Annotated in this window: 16 protein-coding genes; 3 read left to right on the top strand and 13 right to left on the bottom strand. The window is 66.5% G+C overall.

The genetic code is table 11. The annotated features are described in order from the left end of the window. Nucleotides 1-15: 15 nt before the first annotated feature. From AC1RVY_RS14895 to AC1RVY_RS14870, 6 genes are all read right to left on the bottom strand, one after another. A complete protein-coding gene (locus AC1RVY_RS14895; protein ID WP_218339665.1) occupies nucleotides 16-753 on the bottom strand; it encodes a lysophospholipid acyltransferase family protein in 738 nt (245 codons plus the stop codon). A 138-nt stretch (nucleotides 754-891) separates the two neighbouring features. Next, entirely contained in the window at nucleotides 892-2,181 is a 1,290-nt protein-coding gene (locus AC1RVY_RS14890; RefSeq protein WP_218296019.1) for a dihydroorotase, read from the bottom strand. A gap of 79 nt (nucleotides 2,182-2,260) precedes the next feature. Further along, nucleotides 2,261-3,223: an aspartate carbamoyltransferase catalytic subunit gene (locus tag AC1RVY_RS14885; RefSeq protein WP_218339666.1), complete on the bottom strand. Its 963-nt coding sequence runs from the start codon at nucleotides 3,221-3,223 to the stop codon at nucleotides 2,261-2,263. 2 nt (nucleotides 3,224-3,225) lie between these two features. Next, on the bottom strand, nucleotides 3,226-3,750 hold the full coding sequence (gene pyrR, locus AC1RVY_RS14880) for a bifunctional pyr operon transcriptional regulator/uracil phosphoribosyltransferase PyrR (protein ID WP_218296021.1): 525 nt from the start codon (nucleotides 3,748-3,750) through the stop codon (nucleotides 3,226-3,228). After that, entirely contained in the window at nucleotides 3,747-4,166 is a 420-nt protein-coding gene (gene ruvX, locus AC1RVY_RS14875; protein ID WP_492806966.1) for a Holliday junction resolvase RuvX, read from the bottom strand. Before ruvX ends, pyrR begins: the two co-directional genes overlap by 4 nt. Beyond that, nucleotides 4,163-4,762: a YqgE/AlgH family protein gene (locus tag AC1RVY_RS14870; protein WP_492806965.1), complete on the bottom strand. Its 600-nt coding sequence runs from the start codon at nucleotides 4,760-4,762 to the stop codon at nucleotides 4,163-4,165. Before AC1RVY_RS14870 ends, ruvX begins: the two co-directional genes overlap by 4 nt. 21 nt (nucleotides 4,763-4,783) lie before the next feature. On the opposite strand from AC1RVY_RS14870, the gene AC1RVY_RS14865 reads away from it, so the two are divergent. Continuing rightward, nucleotides 4,784-6,268: a cryptochrome/photolyase family protein gene (locus AC1RVY_RS14865; protein WP_492806964.1), complete on the top strand. Its 1,485-nt coding sequence runs from the start codon at nucleotides 4,784-4,786 to the stop codon at nucleotides 6,266-6,268. Between the two features lie 17 nt (nucleotides 6,269-6,285). Here the strand turns inward: AC1RVY_RS14865 and AC1RVY_RS14860 are convergent, their stop codons facing one another. From AC1RVY_RS14860 to AC1RVY_RS14830, 7 genes are all read right to left on the bottom strand, one after another. Continuing rightward, the gene (locus AC1RVY_RS14860; RefSeq protein WP_492806963.1) at nucleotides 6,286-7,455 is read right to left on the bottom strand and encodes a PilT/PilU family type 4a pilus ATPase; all 1,170 of its coding nucleotides are present in this window, start codon (nucleotides 7,453-7,455) and stop codon (nucleotides 6,286-6,288) included. 112 nt (nucleotides 7,456-7,567) lie between these two features. Continuing rightward, on the bottom strand, nucleotides 7,568-13,732 hold the full coding sequence (locus AC1RVY_RS14855) for a hybrid sensor histidine kinase/response regulator (protein ID WP_492806962.1): 6,165 nt from the start codon (nucleotides 13,730-13,732) through the stop codon (nucleotides 7,568-7,570). A gap of 47 nt (nucleotides 13,733-13,779) precedes the next feature. Beyond that, on the bottom strand, nucleotides 13,780-16,068 hold the full coding sequence (locus AC1RVY_RS14850) for a methyl-accepting chemotaxis protein (RefSeq protein WP_218296026.1): 2,289 nt from the start codon (nucleotides 16,066-16,068) through the stop codon (nucleotides 13,780-13,782). Between the two features lie 21 nt (nucleotides 16,069-16,089). Further along, entirely contained in the window at nucleotides 16,090-16,617 is a 528-nt protein-coding gene (locus AC1RVY_RS14845) for a chemotaxis protein CheW (protein WP_218296027.1), read from the bottom strand. Nucleotides 16,618-16,632: 15 nt separating this feature from the next. Next, on the bottom strand, nucleotides 16,633-16,998 hold the full coding sequence (locus AC1RVY_RS14840; protein ID WP_010459520.1) for a response regulator: 366 nt from the start codon (nucleotides 16,996-16,998) through the stop codon (nucleotides 16,633-16,635). Then, entirely contained in the window at nucleotides 16,999-17,397 is a 399-nt protein-coding gene (locus AC1RVY_RS14835) for a response regulator (RefSeq protein WP_005796099.1), read from the bottom strand. Nucleotides 17,398-17,455: 58 nt separating this feature from the next. Next, nucleotides 17,456-17,629, bottom strand: a complete 174-nt coding sequence (locus tag AC1RVY_RS14830; protein ID WP_082836248.1) for a rubredoxin — start codon at nucleotides 17,627-17,629, stop codon at nucleotides 17,456-17,458. Between the two features lie 94 nt (nucleotides 17,630-17,723). Between AC1RVY_RS14830 and thiD the strand changes: the two genes are divergently transcribed. Together thiD and hemL are read left to right on the top strand one after the other, a co-directional pair. Continuing rightward, the gene (thiD, locus tag AC1RVY_RS14825) at nucleotides 17,724-18,683 is read left to right on the top strand and encodes a bifunctional hydroxymethylpyrimidine kinase/phosphomethylpyrimidine kinase (protein WP_218296028.1); all 960 of its coding nucleotides are present in this window, start codon (nucleotides 17,724-17,726) and stop codon (nucleotides 18,681-18,683) included. Next, a complete protein-coding gene (gene hemL / locus AC1RVY_RS14820) occupies nucleotides 18,667-19,977 on the top strand; it encodes a glutamate-1-semialdehyde 2,1-aminomutase (protein ID WP_218296029.1) in 1,311 nt (436 codons plus the stop codon). Before thiD ends, hemL begins: the two co-directional genes overlap by 17 nt. The last annotated feature ends 68 nt before the right edge of the window (nucleotides 19,978-20,045 follow it).

Genomic DNA, 20,045 nt, shown 5'->3' with positions numbered 1-20,045 from the left:
GCCGCTGCCGCCGCCTCAGGTTTTCCGCAACTGGTCGACGGTGTCGTGCAGGTGCTGCGCCCATGCGCGCCGGTCGCGGCCTTCGGCCGGCTGCGGGTCGCCGTAGTGCACCACGGCGTCGATGGACGGCGCGCACAGCGTGCGCCAGATCGAGCCCACCAGGGTCTCGTCGCCGATGTAGCTGGGCGCGAAACTGGTGGCGCCGGTGGCCCTGTCGGCAAAGCGCAGGCCCACGGGCTGCACCGGCGCGCTGGCGGTGACGGCGGCCTGCAGCAGGTTGGCATGAAACGGCAGCATCTCGCGGCCATCGCCCGTGGTGCCCTCGGGAAACACCGCGAGCACCTCGCCGCGCTCCAGCGCCTCGTGCATGGACCGCACCATGCGCAGCGCATCGCGGCGCGAACTACGCTCGATGTAGAGGGTGCCGGCGGCGGTGGCCAGCGTGCCGATCAGCGGCCAGCCCTGCACGTCGGACTTGGACACGAAGCGGCAATGCCGGGCCGCGTGCATCACGGGAATGTCAAGCCACGAGATGTGGTTCGCGACCAGCATCACCGGCCCCGCCACTGGCGGCTGCCCCACGATGCGCAGGCTGATGCCGGCATGGGCCAGCAGTTGCAGCGACCACACCTGCACCCGCGCATGCTGCTGATCGGGCGACAGCGCCGGAAAACGCAGCGCCACGATGGCCAGCCCCTTGGCGATGTGGCCCAGCAGGCGCAGCAGGCGCCAGCAGGCGCGCAGATGCCTCATCTCAGCCGTCCGTGGCGATTCGCCATGCCCATGGCCCACGCAACGGGCCTGGCCGATGCCGGTGCCACCGTGGAACCGGCCCTGCCGGACCACCGGCGGCGTCCCCCTCGGGGGATGGCGCGAAGCGGCACAGGGGGGTCACCCGTACGCCACCTGCCCGCCCACCAGCGTCATGCGCACCCGGCCTGGCAGCTCGTAGCCGGAAAACGGCGTGTGCTTGCCCTGGCTGCGCAGCGCATCGTCCTGCACGGTCCACGCGGCCTGGGGGTCGAAGATGCACAGGTCGCCCACGCCGCCTTCGACGATCTGGCCCACGCTGGCCTGCAGCGTGCCCAGGGCACTGCCCAGCACGCGCGCGGGTTCGGACGTGACCGTGGCCAGCGCGCGCACGAGCGGCACGCCGCTGTCCTGCGACCACTTGAGCGCCAGGCTCAGCAGCAGCTCCAGACCCGTGGCACCGGGTTCGGCCTCGGCGAACGGCAGGGTCTTGGCGTCTTCATCAACAGGGGTGTGGTCGGACACCAGCGCATCGACGGTGCCATCCAGTAGCGCCGCGCTCAGGGCATCGCGGTCGCGCTGCTGGCGCAGCGGGGGCGTCAAGCGCGCGCGGCTGTCGAAGAAGCCAATGTCGTTTTCGGTCAGGTGCAGCGTGTTGATGCTGATGTCGCAGGTCACGTTGAGTCCCTCGGCCTTGGCCCGGCGCACCAGCTCGACACCGGCCGCGCTGCTGAGGCGGCACAGGTGCACGCGCGCACCGGTGGTCTTGAGCAGCTCGAAGATGGTGTGCAGCGCAATGGTCTCGGCTGCCACGGGCACGCCCGACAGGCCCAGGCGCGTGGCCAGCGCACCGCTGGCGGCCACGCCTTTGCCGAGGTGCATTTCCTGCGGGCGCAGCCACACGGTGTAGCCAAAGGTGGCGGCGTACTGCAGCGCGCGCTGCAGCACCTGGGTGCTGGCCAGGGGCACTTCGGCCTGGCCGAAGCCCACGCAGCCCGATTCGGTCAACTCGGCCATCTCGGTCAGCACCTCGCCGGCGAGGCCACGCGTGAGCGCACCCAGCGGGAACAGGCGCGACTGGTGCAGCTTCTCGGCGCGGAACTTGAGCATCTCCACCAAGCCCGGCTCGTCGAGCACGGGGTCGGTATCGGGCGGGCACACCAGGCTGGTCACGCCCCCGGCCACGGCGGCCGCCATCTCGGATTCGAGCATGCCCTCGTGCTCATGGCCGGGCTCTCGCAGGCGCGCGGCCAGGTCCACCAGGCCGGGCAGCACGATGCAGCCCGTGGCGTCCACCACGCGCTTGGGCGCAAAGTCGGGCGGCACGCGGTTGACGCCGACGATGCGGCCCGCCGCGATGGCGATGTCACAGGTCTGGTCGAGGCCCGAAGCGGGGTCGATCACACGGCCGTTCTGGATCAGTATCTTCATGATTTGAAGCCAAATTGGCTGCTAGCGCTTATTGGATAAGCGCTAGCAGCTATGAAAACAGGAGTATTCATTCCGGGCATCACGCCTCGTTCCCCGCCACTATGGACATGACGGCCATGCGCACAGCGATGCCGAAAGTCACCTGCGGCAGGATCACGCTCTGCTTGCCATCGACCACGGCGGAGTCAATCTCGACCCCCCGGTTGATGGGGCCGGGGTGCATCACGATGGCATCGGGCTTGGCCAGCTGCAGCTTGTCCTGCGTGAGGCCGAAGCTCTTGAAATACTCCTGGCTCGACGGCAGCAGCGCGCCGCTCATGCGCTCGTTCTGCAGGCGCAGCGTGATGATCACGTCCGCGTCCTTGATGCCTTCTTCGAGCGTGTGGCACACACGCACGCCCATCTGCGCCATGTCGGACGGCACCAGGGTGCGCGGCCCCACCACGCGCACTTCGGCGCAGCCCAGCGTGGTCAGGCCATGGATGTCGGAGCGCGCCACACGCGAGTGCAGCACGTCGCCCACGATGGCCACGGTGAGGTTGGAAAAATCCTTCTTGTAGTGGCGGATGGTGTACATGTCCAGCAGCCCCTGCGTGGGATGGGCATGCCGGCCGTCGCCCGCGTTGATCACGTGCACATGCGGTGCCACGTGCTGGGCAATGAGGTAGGGCGCGCCCGATTCGCTGTGCCGCACCACGAAGATGTCAGCCGCCATCGCGCTGAGGTTGGCGATGGTGTCGAGCAGGGATTCGCCTTTGCTGGCCGAGCTGCGCGCGATGTCGAGGTTGATCACGTCGGCCGACAGGCGCTTGGCCGCGATCTCGAACGTAGTGCGCGTGCGCGTGCTGTTCTCGAAGAACAGGTTGAACACGCTCTTGCCGCGCAAGAGCGGCACCTTCTTGACCTCGCGGTCGTTGACGGAGACGAAGTTGGCGGCCGTGTCGAGGATGTGCGTGACGATGTCGCGCGGCAGGCCCTCGATGGACAGCAGGTGGATGAGTTCGCCGTTGCCGTTGAGTTGGGGGTTGCGCTTCTTCAGCACGGTCAGGCCTCTTTGACTTGGAAGTGGAAGGTACCGCTGTCGCCACGCGCCAGGGCCAGCGACTGGGCGGCGGGCAAGGCCACGCGGGCCGCGGCGAAGTCGGCCTGCACGGGCAGCTCGCGCCCGCCCCGGTCCACCAGCACGGCCAGGCGCACGCTGGCAGGGCGGCCGTAGTCGAACAGCTCATTAACCACCGCGCGGATGGTGCGGCCCGTGTAGAGCACGTCGTCGAGCACCAGCACGTCGGCGCCGTTCACGTCGAACGGCAGCGAGGTCTGCGCACTGGCCGAGAGGCCGCGCTGGGCGAAATCGTCGCGGTGCATCACGGAAGACAACACGCCGGGCGCGCCCTCCAGGCCCAAGTCCTTCTGCAGGCGCTCGGCCAGCCAGGCACCGCCCGAGGCGATGCCCGCCAGGCGCGTCGTGGGGGTCCACAGGCTGCGCACGCCGCGCAAAAGCTCGCGGTACAGGGCCTCGGCATCCAGCACGAGACTGCCGGACGCGCCGGGGGATGGGTTGCTGCTCATGGGAGGTTCCTCAAAAACTGTTCCAGGATGATGCAGGCCGAAGCGGCGTCCGCATCCTTGGCACCGCCGGCGATGGCCTCTGTGGTGCTGTAGCGCTCGTCCACCTCGAACACCGGCAGGCCGAAGCGGCCGCGCAGCTGGCGCCCGAACTTGAGCGCACGTTCGGTGTTCTCGTGGCTCGCGCCATCGGGGTGGTAGGGCACGCCGATCACCAGCGCGTCGGGCTGCCATTCCTTGATGCGCTGCGCGACCTGAACGAAACGCGCGTCGCCTTCGGCCTTGATCGTGGCTTGCGGCGCGGCGCTGCGCAGCATGCGGTTGCCCGTGGCCACGCCCGTGCGCTTGAGGCCAAAGTCGAAAGCAAGAAAGGTCTGGAAGTGCGCGGGAACGGCGGGCTGAGCGGGCAAGCCGGTCATGCGTGCCCCGCCTCGGGCGACAGCATCCAGGCCTTGAGGCCCAGCAGCGACAAGGCGCGGTCGTAGCGCTCGGGCACCGGGGTGTCGAAGATCACCGACAGGTCGGCCGCCACGGTGAGCCAGGCGTTTTCGGCCAGCTCGGACTCGAGCTGGCCCTCGCCCCACGACGAGTAGCCCAGCGTGATGAGCACGCGGCGGGGGCCTGCGCCCGTGGACAGCGCTTCGAGTACGTCCTTGGAAGTGGTCATCTCCAGCCCGCCAGGGATGGTCATGGTGGAGGCATAGACCGATTCATCGGTTTCGGCCCTGTCCATGAGCATAGGCTCGTGCAGCACAAAGCCGCGCTCGGTCTGCACCGGGCCGCCTTGGAACACGGGCTCCTTGGTGAGGTCTTCACGCCGCAAGGACAGGTCCACCTTGTCAAAAAGGCCTTTGAGGGTGATGTCCGAAGGCTTGTTGATGATGAGGCCGAGTGCACCGCGTTCGCTGTGCTCGCACAGGTAAACGACGCTGCGCGAGAAAGACTCATCTTCCAGACCGGGCATCGCGATCAGGAAGTGATGCGTCAGGTTGATGGGCGCAGAATCGAAAGACATCCGGCAATTTTAACGGTGAACATGGCCCCATCCTCCGAGCCTTCTTACCCCTGCGGTCTTGTCTGGTTCCGCCGCGACCTGCGCGCGAACGATCAGGCCGCCCTGTACCGCGCACTCACGCAGTGCCAGCAGGTGCATTGCGCCTTTGTTTTTGACCGCGAGATCCTGAATGCCCTGCCCCGGACTGACCGGCGGGTGGAGTTCATCCGCGAGTCGCTGGTGAAGCTGGATGAAACGCTGCGCATGCTTTCTAGGCATGCACAGGGTGGCCTTATCGTGCTGCACGCGGTGGCCAGCGATGCGATTCCGGCACTGGCCAACGCGCTGGGCGTGCAAGCTGTATTTGTCAACCACGATGACGAGCCCCAAGCCCTGGAACGCGACAGCCAGGTGCGCACACAGCTGGCCACTGCCGGAAGGGCCTTTCACACCTTCAAGGACCACACCATTCTGGAACGCAGCGAGGTGCTCACGCAAACCGGCAACCCGTACAGCGTGTTCACCCCTTACAAGAACGCCTGGCTCAACAAGGTGGATGCCTTTCAACTCACAAGCTACCCTGTGGAACGCCATGCACACCGCCTGGCCCCCCGCCCGCAGGAGCACTGCCAAGCGGTGCCGACCCTGGCGTCGCTGGGTTTCGAGGCCACGGCCCTGTCGCAGCTCAAGCTGCCGACCGGTGCCAGCGGCGCACAGCAGTTGTTCGACGATTTTCTCGGCCGCATTGAGCGGTACGAGGACACGCGCAACTTTCCGGCGCTCAAAGGGCCGAGTTACCTCAGCGTGCACCTGCGTTTTGGCACCATCTCGCCGCGCCTGCTCGCGCGCACCGCGCACGGGCTGATGCTGCAAGGCAACCCGGGCGCTACGACCTGGCTCAGCGAACTGATCTGGCGGGACTTCTACTTTCAGATCCTGCACCACCACCCCCATGTGGTGGGCCGCAGTTTCAAGCCCGCGTATGACGCGATCCAGTGGGAGTCCGGCCCCGAGGCCGACGCCCTGTTTGCCGCTTGGTGCGAGGGGCGCACGGGTTATCCGCTGGTAGATGCCGCCATGGCGCAGATCAACCAGACGGGCTATATGCACAACCGCCTGCGCATGGTGGTGGCGAGCTTTCTGGTCAAAGACTTGGGTATTGACTGGCGCCGGGGCGAAGCCTACTTTGCCACGCACCTCAATGACTTCGACCTGGCCGCCAACAACGGCGGCTGGCAGTGGGCCAGTTCCAGCGGCTGCGACGCGCAGCCGTACTTTCGCATCTTCAACCCGGTCAGCCAGAGCGAGAAGTTCGACCCGGAGGGCCGATTCATCCGCCGCTATCTGCCGCAGCTGGCCCGGCTCGCCACCAAGGCATTGCATGCCCCTTGGCTGGCACAGCCGCTGGAATTGCAGGAAGCGGGCATCCGCCTGGGGGACCACTATCCGCTGCCCGTGGTGGAGCACGCTGCCGCGCGGCAGCGGACCCTGGAGCGGTATGCGGTGGTGAAGGCGGCTTCCGCCTGACCCCTGCCCCTTCTGCCTCAGCGGAGCGCGGCGGGTGGGGGTTCTCCCGGCGCGGGGTCATCCGGGCTCATCTGCATGCCCTCGCCGCCCAGCGACGCACCCGCCGCAAGCCGCAGGCGCAGGCGCACGTCGGTGCGATTGTCGGCGTTGGCAATGGCCTCTTCGGGCGATATCGCCCCGGTCTCGACCATGGCCAGCAGCGACTGGTCGAAACTCCACATGCCCTGCTCGCCGCTGCGGGTGATGGCGGTCTTGAGCTCGTCGATCTGGCCCTTTTGGATCAGCTCGGCCACGTAGGGCGTGAGCAGCATGATCTCGGTGGCGGGCACCAGGCTGCCCGAAAGCCCCGGCACCAGCCGCTGCGCCACCACCGCGCGCAGATTGAGGGACAAGTCCATGAGCAACTGGCGGTGGGCATCCTCGGGGAAGAAGTTCAGTATCCGCTGCACCGCCTGGTTGGCGTTGTTGGCATGCAAGGTGGACACGCACAGGTGGCCGGACTCGGCATAGTGCAGCGCATGCTGCATGGTGGCCCGATCGCGGATTTCGCCAATCATGATCACGTTGGGGGCCTCGCGCATCGCGCGGCGCAGCGCCTCGTCGTAGGACAGCGTGTCCAGCCCCACTTCGCGCTGCGTGATCAGCGATTTCTTGTGGGCATGCAGGTATTCGATGGGGTCTTCCACGGTCAGGATATGCCCGCCGACGTGGAGGTTGCGGTGGTCCAGCAGCGCAGCGAGCGTGGTGGTCTTGCCCGAGCCCGCAGACCCCACGGTAAGAACCAGCCCGCCCTTGAGGAACGCCAGCTGCTTGAGCACGGGCGGAAGGCCGAGCGCCTCCAGGCTGGGGATGCGGGCAATGACATGGCGGATCACCATGCCCACCTGCCCCCGCTGCCGGTGCACGTTCACGCGGAACCGCTCGCCCTCCGCCGCCTGCAGGGAGAGGTCGCACTCCATGGTGGATTCGAACTCCTGCCGCTGCGCTTCGCGAAGAATGGAGTAGGCCATCTGCCGCACGTCGTCCGCCGACAGCACCTGCTGCCCGATGGCCACGAAGACGCCCTGCCGCTTGAGCGTGGGCGGCGCTCCCGCCATGATGAAAAGATCAGACGCCCGCTCCCGCACCACCACGGCCAGGCAGGCCAGCAGGCGAGGGTCGGGAGATGGTGTTGCGGCCGCTTCCATCAGGACAAGCCCGGAAGCAAGAGGCGCAATTCAGTGGCCGGAAGCGGCCCTGCCGCTGGCAGGCCACAGGCCTGCCGGGCAAGGGCAGGCCAGCAGTCCGCGTGCATGGTGGTCAGGCCTCTGCGGTCGCCGCGATGCGTGCGTAGTGCTGAATGAGGCTCAGCAGTTCTTCGTCGGAGTACGGCTTGCCCAGGTAGTGGTTGACGCCCAGCTCCATGGCATGCTCGCGGTGCTTCTCGGCGATGCGCGACGTGATCATGATGATGGGGAGGTCGCGCAACGCACCGTCCGCGCGGATGTTGCGCGCCAGGTCGAAGCCGTCCATGCGGGGCATTTCGATGTCCGACAGCACCACCGTGGGACGCTCTTCCTGCAGCCGCTCGAGCGCCTGCAGGCCGTCGGCGGCCAGCGCCACACGGTAGCCTTCGCGCTGCAGCAGGCGCTGCGTGACGCGGCGCACCGTGATCGAATCGTCCACCACCAGCACCAGGGGCACCTGGCTGGGGCCCGCCAGCTGGAGCGACACCACGGATTTGCCGCCAGCGCCCGAACCATCGGCCTCCAGCACGGGAGGCAGATCCACATGGGCTGCCCGCACCTGATCGCCGTACACCGTGGCCAGCGCCACGGGGTTGTAGATCAGCACCACGGCACCCGAGGCCAGCACCGACATGCCCGCCAGGCCCGGCAGGCGGGACAACTGGGGCCCGAGGTTCTTCACCACGACTTCTTGGTTGCCCAGCACTTCGTCCACGTGCATGGCGATGCGCTGCGATGCGCTGCGGAAAATCACCACAGGTCGCGTCTTGCCAGCCGGCTCGTTGCTGCGCGCAGAAGCCTGCAGCAGCGCCCCGGCCCAGAAGAACGGCAACTGCTCCGTGCCATCGTCGAAATGGCCGGTACGGTATGCAACTTCAAGGTCTGCCGCCGAGGTGCGCCGCACGATCTCGACCACGTTGGCGGGCACGCCGATCGCCAGATCGCCGGCACGCAGCATCACCACCTGCGTCACCGCCGTGGTCAGTGGCAGCACCATGCGGAAGGCAGCGCCCTTGCCGGCCTCGGTCGAGGTCTCGATGCGCCCGCCCAGTGCATTGATCTCCGAGCGCACCACGTCCATGCCGATGCCCCGGCCCGCCAGGCCGGTCACTTCGCTGGCGGTACTGAAACCGGGCGTGAAGATCAGGTTGGCCGCTTCGGCATCGCTCAACTGCGCATCGGGTTCGATCAGGCCCTGGGACAGTGCCTTTTCCCGGATGCGCGGCAGGTTCAGGCCAGCGCCATCGTCACGGAACTCCACCGACACGTCGTTGCCTTCGTGGTGCAGATCCACCGTGATGGTGCCGGACGCCGGTTTGCCCGCGGCGACCCGGTCCTCGGGGTTCTCGATCCCGTGGGCCACGCAGTTGCGCAGCAGATGTTCGAACGCCGGGGTCATGCGGTCCAGCACGCCACGGTCCATCTCGATGGAGCCGCCGGTGATATCGAGCTTGATCTGCTTGCCGGTTTCCTTGGAGGCCTGGCGCACCACGGCGTACAGGCGCTCGGCAATGCCTTCGAACTCCACCATGCGGGTGCGCAGCAGGTCGCGCTGCAGTTCGCGCGCCTGGCGGCCCTGGGCGATCAGGTCGTCTTCGGCGCCTTCCATGGTGCGCTGCAGGTTGCGCTGCACGGTGGCCACGTCGTTCACCGACTCGGCCATCATGCGCGTGAGTTCCTGCACGCGGGTGAAGCGGTCGAACTCCAGCGGATCGAAACCAGCGGCCGAATCCTTGGACAGGGCCAGGCGCGACTGCATCTGCGATTCGGCCTGCACCTCGATGTCCCGCAGCTGCTGGCGCAGGCGGTCCAGATTGCCCGACAGGTCGGCCAGCGAACTGCGGAACTGGCCCAGCCGCACGTCCAGGCGCGATCGGCTGATCATCACTTCGCCCGCCTGATTCACCAGGCGGTCCAGCAGCTGCGCACGCACACGCACCGACTGGTTGGACGCCACGCGCAGCGGCGCAAGCTGGGAGGGTGCCGGCAGGCGCACGGCAGGCGCCGATGGCGGCGTTGCCAGCGCCTGTGCAGGCGCATCCACCGGCACTGCCGACAGGTCCACCGGGGAACTGGCGCGCACGGCCTCGACCGGCAGCGACACCACCGTGTCGGCGGGGCTCTGCCCAATGGTCCGCAGGGCTTCGAAGTTGGCCTGCAGGCCGTCAAAGCTGGCCTGCAGGGGCTCGATCTGGTCGGAGGTGACCGTCTCGGCGTCCAGTTGCTCGATGGCGGATTCGAGGCGGTGGGCCATTTCGCCCAAACGCATGGCACCCGCCAGGCGCGAGCTGCCCTTGAGGGTGTGCAATGCCCGCAGCACCTCGCTGCGCGCACCCAGGTTGTCCGGGCGCGAAGCCCACTGGCGCAGGGCTCCACCGAGCTGCGGCAGCAGTTCCGCGGCCTCTTCCTCGAAGATCGGAAACAGGTCCGGATCGATGACGTCGATCGCATCGATGTCGTCATCCACGTCCGAACCCAGCGCCACGGCATGGGCAATCGCGTCGTCGACCATCTGGTCGTGGTCGTGCACCACGGCGGACAGCGCGGGCGCCACATGCCCCTTGGGGACCGGCATGGGCGTCAGCTCGGCGGGGACATCGGGTACGGGTTCGGCTGGGGGCAGCGGCTGCGCGGCTTCCGCGCCGATCGGTGCCACCGGCTCCGCCACCAGCCCGTCTGCGGCTTCCGCATCTTCTTCGGGCGGCGACAGGGTGTTGTCCACCTCGGTCTGCAGGATCTGGCGCAGTTGCTCCAGCACTTCCTGGCTGGGCTCCTTGAGGAAACCGGCCGCGAACTGGTGCAGCAACCGGCGGATATCTTCCGCCGCCGCCATGAAGGCCTGGGCCTGTTCCTGGGTGCCGCCGGACTGCAATGTCACGTGCTGGAGCGCATGCTCCAGTACGCGCGCCATTTCGGACAGGGCATTGAAGCCCACGGTGGCGGAGCTGCCCGCGAGCGAGTGCGACAACGCCACCGCGATGTCCGGCAGGGGCTCGTGCAGTTCCAGCGACCATTCCTGCAGGCAGGTCACCAGGCGGCGGGACCACTCATCGGCTTCGTTCAGATAGACGTTGTAGAGCGGAATGCCAATGCGCAGCGTGTCGATCACCTTGACCGCTTCGTCGCTGCTGCTGTCTTCCAGCGGCAGGGCCTCGGCCAGTTCCGGCGTTGCAGCAACGGGCTCGGGGTCCACGGTTTCCACCGCTTCGGCAGGCACGAGGGCTTCGGGCTCGGGCGCACCGGCCTCCGGCAATGGCTCCAGCGCCTCCAGTTCCACCGGCTCCGGGGCTTCCAGCGGCTCGGCGGCATCCAGGGATTGCGCCGACAGCAGCCCGGCCACTTCGTCCTCAGTCAGTTCGTCGGACAACGCGGGCGCTGGCGCCGGAAGTTCGGCCTCAGGCGCCGCCACGGCGGGTTCCAGGTCGGGCAGTTCGAGATCCAGCACGAAGTCGGCACTGGAAGGGTCGATCACCGCGGCGTCTGCGGGCGCTTCGTCCAGCGCGGCTGCAAACACGGAGAAATCGATCTCCTCGGCCACCTCGGGGGAGGCCACGGCCTGATCCGCCGGCACTTCGGGTGCGTGGTCGAAGATTTCGGTGGCTTCGAAGTCGGGGATGGCCAGCGCCTCTTCCACCGCCTGTGGTGCGTCTGCAGCTTCTGGCTCCAGCGATTCGATGGGCACGCCGTCCAGGGCCGCAGCTTCCTGCATCTGCTCCTGCGCGGGTGCAGCCTGCGGGGGGCTGTCCTCGCTGGCGAACGGGGTGGCCAGCGGCAGCAGGGTGCCGTCGAGCCGCATGGCATCCGCGGACTTGCGGAATGCGTCTGGCTGCCAGCCCGAAGCCTGGCCCGCGGCGATATCGTCCGCCCAGCGGCTGAATGCCCGCAGCGCGTCCGCGGACAGCTGCAGCAGGCTAGGCTGCATCGGCTTTTGCTCTGCCAACCAGGCGTTGAGCACCTGTTCCATGGACCAGGCCGCTTCACCGAAATCGTTCAGCCCGACCATCCGCGAACTGCCCTTGAGCGTGTGGAAGGCACGGCGCAGCGTGGTCTGTTCGCTGAGGTTGCCCGGCTCATCCTGAAGCACGTCAATGGCGGCCAGGCCATTGACCACCACTTCGCGGGCCTCCTCCAGGAAGACCTCCAGCAGTTCATCCTCGATCTCCGGTGCCTGCGCCGCTGCGGGCGCGGGCGCTGCCGCCTGGGGCACCGGCGCGCCGCCACCCTCTGTGGCGACGGGCAGATCAAAGGAAATATCGGGTGCGAGCGACCCCGGATCCACCGGCGCCAGCTGCGCAGGGGCCACCTCGGACGGCATGTCCGGCAGGGAAGGCAGGGATCCGAAATCCGTGGGCTCGCCGAAGGGTTCCGGCACGGGAAAACGTGGCACCACGTCGGGCAATGGGATGGCGGCCCGCTCTTCCAGCTTGGCTGGCGCCTCTTCCACGGCATCCGACGCACGCGGACGGGTCTTGCCCATGAGGATGCGCAGTTCACCGAGCTCTTCGTCGTACACGAACAGCTTGCGGGCCATGGTGCGCTGGTAGCTGAGCATGTCGATCAGGAACCCCAGCGCGCCGAGGCTGTTGCCCAGCTTCTCGAAGACACCCTGGCGATCGGCCTCGGGCACCTCGTTGATGAGCAGGCGCTCCACCATGTCGCGCATGCGAACCACCGCGAGCGACGCCTGGTCCAGGCCCAGCACGGACAGCACACCGCGCATCTGCGCGAGATGGCCGGGGACGGTCGCCAGGACCGCCGTGTCCTGCGGATTGCGGAAAAACTGATCCAGCGCCTTCTCGGCTTCGCCCAGCGTGGAGCGCAGTTCGTCGACAACGCTGCCCATGGTCTGGTTGTCGCTGACCCGGCGGTACAGCTCCTCCATCCACTGTTCCAGGGGCTCGGGCTCCGCGCCCGCGCCGACGGCATCCAGGCGCTGCGCGAGCCTGCCCGCGCGGATTTCCATTTGGTCGTCGCCCGCATCCAGCTCTTCAAAGGCCGCCTGCAGGTACAGGACCGAGGTTGCCACTTCCATGGCCAAGGCGGCCGAGGGCGGTTCGCCGGAACGGGTGGTGGATTCCAGTGCGCGCGTCAGGGCCTGCGCAAGGCTTTCGCTTCCGGGATGCAGCTTGCGCAGCGAGTCGCACACCAGGCTGAATTGATCCGCCGCGGGCTTGAGCTTGTTGCGGTCCCCGCCGGCCAGCGCGGACCAGGTCTCGGTGGCCGCGGCGATCCGCTTGCGTGCCTGCGCCAGCATGGCGGGGTCAAAACGGCCGAACCGCGCAGCTTCATAGTCGACCGGCTTGAACCGGTCCAGCGCGAAGGCCTGCCGCACGGCCTGCAGCGAGGGCACGTCGCTGGCGGCCGCATCGGCCGGCCTGGCCTGGGAACAGAAGAACAGCAGGTCCTGCACCAGGCGGTCTGCAATGGTCGTGTCGCCCTTGGCCAGGGTGGCGTACTGCATCAGCACACGGGACGCCACGCGCTTGACGTAGACATCCGCGGGCAGCAGGCCGGAGCCAAAGGCCTCGAAGAAGCCCGCGCAGATCTTCCAGAAAGCGCGGGACTGGCGGTCCGGCTGGGCCGCCACGAAGCCCAGGCAGGTGTCCCTCAGGCTCAACGAGGCCCGCAGATCACCGGATTTGACGATTCGCAGCACCGCGGCGTCCAGGCGCGCGCGCGCTTCAGGACCGTACGGCAGCGGCGTGACCGAGACTGCACCCTCGGGCTCGCGAAACCTGCGCTCCACAGGCCACAGGTCGGCAGGGTGGACGCGGTCCGCGCCGGCCAGCGCCTGCGCGTCGCGGTACTGGGGGAACAGCGCAACGGGCGAAGCCGCCTTGCCCGCCAGAACGGTTTCCAGGTATTCGATCAGCGCAAAGCTCGCACGCTCGATGACGGCCGCGGCGTCGTCGCTGCAGGTCTCGGGCCGCTGCACGAACTTCTGGACGGCAGACTCCATGGCCCGCAGGACCAGCGCCGGCGGGCCCATGCCCACCATTTCCAGCGCGCCGCACGCCTGGTGCAGCTGCTGCCGGGCAATGCGCAGCGGGCCGGCATCGAGCGCCGCGAGATCCGATTCGCGGGCGGCTTCCGCATCGCGCACAAAGCGGCGCATGGCCTTGACAGCACCGTCAAGGGATTTGCGCAGTTCGTCAAGCACCCACGCCAAAGGACCCAGGTCCTGATCTCCCTGGGTCCCATCCGCGGCCGGTGCATTGTTGACATCAATAGATGACATGGATTCGTCCCCGGCTGCTATGAGCCAGCTGGTTGATGACTACAGCGTCAGGCGATCTTGAACCGTGCCACCGATTGGCGCAGTTCTTCAGCCATGTGCGAGAGCTCGCGCACCTGCTGCGCTGTGGTTCGGGTACCTTCACCCGTTTGCTCGGTCACCGCAAAAATGTGCTGGATGTTGTCGGCCACTTCGTTGGCCAGAACGGCTTCCCGGGATGTCGAGGACGAAATCTGCTCAATCAGTTCGGCAAGGCGGCGCGACACGCGGTCGATCTCGGTCAGTGCGGTACCGGCGCTGTCGGACAGGCGCGCCCCTTCCACCACACCCTGCGTGGAGCGTTCCATAGCGGCCACGGCATCCTGCGTGTCGGTCTGAATCGCCTTCACGAGCGCCGAGATCTGGCGCGTGGCGTCTGCCGAACGTTCAGCCAGTCGCTGCACTTCTTCGGCCACCACCGAGAAGCCTCGGCCGGCTTCACCGGCGGACGCTGCCTGGATGGCAGCGTTCAGGGCCAGCACGTTCGTCTGCTCGGTAATGTCGGAAATCAGTTCGGTGATTTCACCGATCTCCTGCGAGGATTCGCCCAGGCGCTTGATCCGCTTGGAGGTGTCCTGGATCTGGTCGCGGATGGAGTTCATACCGCCGATGGCGTTCTGCACGGCCTGCAGGCCCGAGTCGGCAGCTTGCAGCGATTGACGGGCCACCGTGGCGGACTCTTGCGCTTGTGTGGACACCTCGTTGATTCGGGTGGCCATGTCGAGCACCGAACGGCCGGTTTCACGAATTTCGCGCAGCTGCTCGGTGGATGCCGCCAGCAGCTCCGTGGACGTGTTGTCCACCTGGGCCGTCGTCTGCGCCACCCGCGTGGCCGTGTTCTGCACGCTGCCCACCAGCTGGCGCAGTTCTTCCACCGTGTAGTTCACCGAGTCGGCGATGGCGCCCGTGATGTCTTCCGTCACGGTGGCTTCCTGGGTCAGGTCACCTTCAGCGACCGACTGCAGTTCGTTCATCAGCCGCAAAATGGCGGCCTGGTTGGCGTCATTGACGCGCTTGGCTTCCTGCTCCTGGCGCTTGGCGTCCTTCTGCTGCATTTCGGCAGCAGCCTGGCGGCCACGGCTGTCCAGCAGCTGCACGCGCGAGATGCCCACGCCGCAAAAGATCACGAACAGGCCGGCGAGGGCCAGGGCAGCGAGCTGTCCACCGCCCACACCCGTCTGGGCGGACAGCTTGCTCTGCAGGCCTTCGAGCTGGCGGCGCAGGGGTTCGCTGTCGGCAATGATCGCCGACTGGGCTTCGCGGGCAGACACCAGGCCTTGCAGGTTGCCCAGAATGGCGCTGGCTTGCGTGCGGGTCTGCTCATAGAGCTTGACCAGGGCTTCGAGCTGTTCGCGGGTCTGGGCATCCTTGGTGGCGGCCAGGCGCAGTTCAGGGCTGCCATCGAGCAGGCCCTGGGCGATTTCCTTGAACGAATTCAAGTCCTTGCCCAGCAGGAACACGGCCTCGGGGCTCACGCCTTCCATGGTCTGGAATTCGTTGGCCGACTTGCCGATACGCTGGGTCAGCATCACGAGCTGGCCGGCGGCGGAAATCTCGGCGGCAGGCGCGTTCTGCTGCAGCTTGAGGGACGACACCGTCTCGGCGATTTCCAGCAGGTCGGACGATTGGCGGTTGATGGTGCGCAGAGCGTCCCCCACCTGCGTCAGGATCTTCTGCTGGCCCATCACCACGCTGGCATTGCGCTCGGCACGTTCCATGAGCGGGTTCACGGCGTCCAGATCGGGCTTGTAGGGCTCGCCCAGCGATTCCACGCCGAGTTCGCCATCACCCGCATTCAGGGCGCGCACATTGCGCGCCAGCACGCCGGAGCTTTCCACCACGTCCGGGAAGGCCTGCGGACTTCCCACCAGCGCCTGCGACACCGACTTCGCCAGGCGCTGCGACTGCATGAGGGACTGGCCCGTTGCAGCAAGCTGCTGCGCGGAGCGGTCGGCCTGCCGCAGCACCCAGGCAGCGATCAAGGCCAGGACGATCACGCCCACAGCCAGCAGGCCGAGCAGGCGGCGCTGGTGGGCTGCAGCGGTCGAGCGGCCCAGCAGTGGCAGGGAGATGAGGTCTTCCTCCGCGTCCTGGGCAGACTGCTCGGGGGCATAGCCGTCCGGGTCACCCTGAACACTGTTCATGGCTTCGGCCTGGTACGCGTCGCGCAATTGCGCGCCGTCCAGCGAACCCGTGGCAAGAATATCCTGCCCGTCGTCGGCCGTGCCGGCAATCGCGCCTGCATCCGGTGTGGCAGGTTTCCGGTTGAACAGTTTTCCAAATTGATTGACGACGGACATGGTGCAGCCTTACAGAAAAACTCAAGCACTGATGCTCAGGAAAGCGGGATGTTGGGACAGGATCTGCAAGTTCAGTTCCTGCCAGCGCGCGCCGCTGGAATCGATATACGTGGTGCCGAAGAATGCAGGGGAATCCTCGGCCGGAGGCTCGGAGGACACGAACGCATCGGTCCCGCGCAGGCCGGCCAGGCGGTCCACCAGCAAAGCGGCATTGACTTCGAGGGCCGCGTTGAAAGCCAGGAGGCTGGCCTCCGACAGGGCCTGTTCGGTACGGGGCGCCGCGGAACCCAGGAGCCCCGCGAGATCCACCACGCCGACCAGCCCGCCGCGCAGGTTGGCAACGCCCAGGAACCAGCTTTGGGTATAGGGCACCGCCTGGATCGAGACCCAGGGGAAAATCTCCCCCGACTGTCCAAGGGGCAGCAAATAGAAACTCCCGGCGGACTCGACAGCCAGCCAGGATGACACAGAGGTCCCTTCGGTTCTTGCGGCCTGAAGGCGGCTGGCAAGTCGGGTCTGGAGCTCTCGCAGGGCTTCGCGGTTGGCCATGAACGCGCCGCAGCCTCAGTTCAGGGCGTCGATTTTGGCCTGCAGTTCGGCGGGATCGACGGGCTTGGTGATGTAGCCCCGCGCACCCTGCCGCATCCCCCAGACGCGATCCGTTTCCTGATTCTTGCTGGTGCACATGATGATGGGCACGTCGGCATACAGCGGGTCGCGGGTGATGGCGCGCGTGAGTTGAAAGCCATTCTGGCCGGGCATCACGACATCCATGAGGATCAGATCGGGCTTTTCTTCCGCCAGGCGGCGAAAGGCTTCATCGGCATTTTCAGCGGTGCGTACCTGCATGCCTTTTTTCTGAAGCAGGTCCGTCAAAAACATCAACTCGGTCTTCGAGTCGTCGACGACCAGTACTTTCTGGATGGGCATTTACATCGCTCCTTGTTGGGAATTGCCAAACTGCTGCACTGCCTGCAGCAGCTGGTCTTTGGTAAACGGTTTGGTGAGATATTCCTGGCAGCCGACCATGCGCCCGCGCGCCTTGTCGAATACGCCGTCCTTGGAAGACAGCATTACCACCGGAGTATCTGCAAAACGGGCGTTGCGCTTGATGATGGCGCAGGTCTGGTACCCGTCGAGCTTGGGCATGAGGATGTCGCAGAAAATCAGCTGAGGCTGGTAATCGTTGACTTTGGCCAAAGCATCAAAGCCGTCGTCGGCCAACAAGACTTCGTGCCCCCCCTGCTTGAGAAAAATCTCGGCGCTTCGACGGATGGTGTTGCTGTCATCCACCACTAGCACTTTGAAAGATGCGCCTGTTGTAGTCAATTGTTACTGCTCCCGATGGAAAAATAAACAACGCGGCAGCACATGATGCTGGTGCGCCTCAAATCTGAACCATCTCGAAGTCTTCCTTGCGGGCGCCACATTCAGGGCAGGTCCAATTCATGGGAACCTGATCCCATGGAGTGTTGGGTGCAATGCCGTGCTCAGGTGAACCCTCTGCTTCGTCATAAATCCAACCGCAAATCAAACACATCCAAGTTTTAGAGTCGGTCACAGCTTAAAGGGCCTTCACATAGAATGCAACGATTGTATCTAGTCATCTCCGCGGGCCACGGCGCCGGTGCCGCCCCTCAAGCAGGATCTGGTCCATGACCGCCAAAGCATCCCCTCCCCCCCCAGAAATCATAGATCTCGAAGATGACGGTTCGGAGGACGCAAGCCCTGCGTGCGTGCTCGTCTTCAACGCCAGCGACCCCAGCGGCGCCGGCGGACTGACGGCCGACATCACCACCATCGCCTCCGTGGGCGGGCACCCGATCGCCGTGGTCTGCGGTGCGTACGCCCGCGATACCGCGGAGATTTTCGACCACTTCAGTTTTGACGACGAGGCCGTGGCCGAGCAGGCCCGCGCCGTCCTGGAGGACCTGCCGGTACAGGCCATCAAGGTCGGTTTCGTGGGCAGCCCGGAGAACATCAGCACCATCGCCGAGATCACGACCGACTACGACGAAGTGCCCGTGATCGCCTACATGCCCAATCTGTCCTGGTGGCGCGACGAGCTGATCGACGAGTACCTGGACGCCTTCCGGGAATTGTTGTTACCGCAGACCTCGGTGTTGGTTGGAAACCACAGCACCCTGTGGCGCTGGCTGCTGCCGGACTGGACCAGCGACCGCAGCCCGACCGCGCGCGACATCGCCCGGGCCGCCTCCGAGATGGGTGTGCCCTACACCCTGGTCACCGGTATTCCGCTGCCCGAGCAATTTGTCGAGAACGTGCTGGCCTCGCCCCAGACCGTGCTGGGCAGCGGCAAGTTCGAGTTGTTCGACGCCACCTTCTCCGGCGCTGGCGACACCTTGTCCGCCGCGCTCACCGCCCTGGTGGCCAGCGGCAACGACCTGGGCGAGGCCACCAGCGAGGCCCTGGGCTACCTCGACCGCTGCCTGGACGCCGGCTTTCGCCCCGGCATGGGGCACATCGTGCCCGACCGCATGTTCTGGGCCCAGCCCGACGACGACGAGGCCGACGGCGATGAAGAAGAACCCCCGATTGACGAAGCACAGGCCCTCGAAGGCTTTGTGATGCCACCCCATGACACCAAGCACTGACCTCAACATCCCCCTGTTCGAACGCGCCAAGGCGCTGATCCCCGGCGGCGTGAACTCGCCCGTGCGGGCCTTCAAGGCCGTGGGCGGCACGCCGCGTTTCGTGAAGCGCGCCCAGGGCGCCTACTTCTGGGACGCCAACGACCAGCGCTTCATCGACTACATCGGCTCCTGGGGTCCGATGATCCTGGGCCACGGCCACCCCGCCGTGCTCGAAGCCGTGCAGAGCGCAGCGCTCGAAGGCTTCAGTTTTGGCGCGCCGACCGAGCGCGAAGTGGAGCTGGCCGAGGAAATCCTGAGCCTCGTCCCTTCGATGGAGATGATCCGCCTGGTCAGCTCGGGCACCGAAGCGGGCATGAGCGCCATCCGACTGGCGCGCGGTGCCACGGGCCGCAGCAAATTCATCAAGTTCGAGGGCTGCTACCACGGCCATGCCGACTCCCTGCTGGTCAAGGCCGGTTCGGGCCTGGCCACGTTCGGCAACGCCACCAGCGCAGGCGTGCCGCCCGAGGTGGTGCAGCACACCCTGGTGCTCGAATACAACAACGTCGCCCAGCTGGAAGAAGCCTTTGCCCTGCATGGCAAGGAACTGGCCTGCGTGATGATCGAGCCCATCGCGGGCAACATGAACCTGGTGCGCGCCAGCGTTCCGTTCATGAAGCGCTGCCGCGAGCTGTGCACCGAATACGGCGCGCTGCTGGTGCTCGACGAGGTGATGACGGGCTTTCGCGTGGCCCTGGGCAGCGCCCAGAGCGTGTACGCCCGGAGCATCCCGGGCTTCAAGCCCGACATCACGGTGCTGGGCAAGGTGATCGGTGGCGGCATGCCGCTGGCCGCCTTTGGGGGCCCGCGCGCCATCATGGAACACCTGGCACCGCTGGGGGCCGTGTACCAGGCGGGCACGTTGTCGGGCAACCCGGTGGCCACGGCCTGCGGGCTGGCCACGCTGCGCGAGATCAGGAAGCCGGGTTTCTTCGACGCCCTGTCGGCCACCACGCGCTCGCTGGTCGATGGGCTGGCTGCCGCGGCGGCGGCCGAAGGCGTGCCCTTCAGCACCGACAGCGAAGGCGGCATGTTCGGCTTCTTCCTGATGCCCGAGCTGCCCCAGAACTACGCCCAGGTGCTCAAGACCGACAGCGCGCGTTTCAACCAGCTGTTCCACGGCCTGCTCGATCGCGGTATCTACATCGCGCCGGCGCTGTACGAGGCGGGCTTCGTGAGCGCGGCACACACCGCCGACGACATCGCCGCCACCGTGGCAGCCGCCCGCGAAGTCTTCAAGGAACTATCAAAATAATAGCTACCAGCGCTTACCCATCAAGCGCTATCGGCCATTTTTATGAATATTCCTGCTTGCTAACTCGA

Source organism: Acidovorax sp. GW821-FHT11A03 (assembly GCF_058809075.1).
The sequence above is the reverse complement of the archived record's forward strand: the minus strand, read 5'-3'. Positions and strand labels throughout refer to the sequence as shown.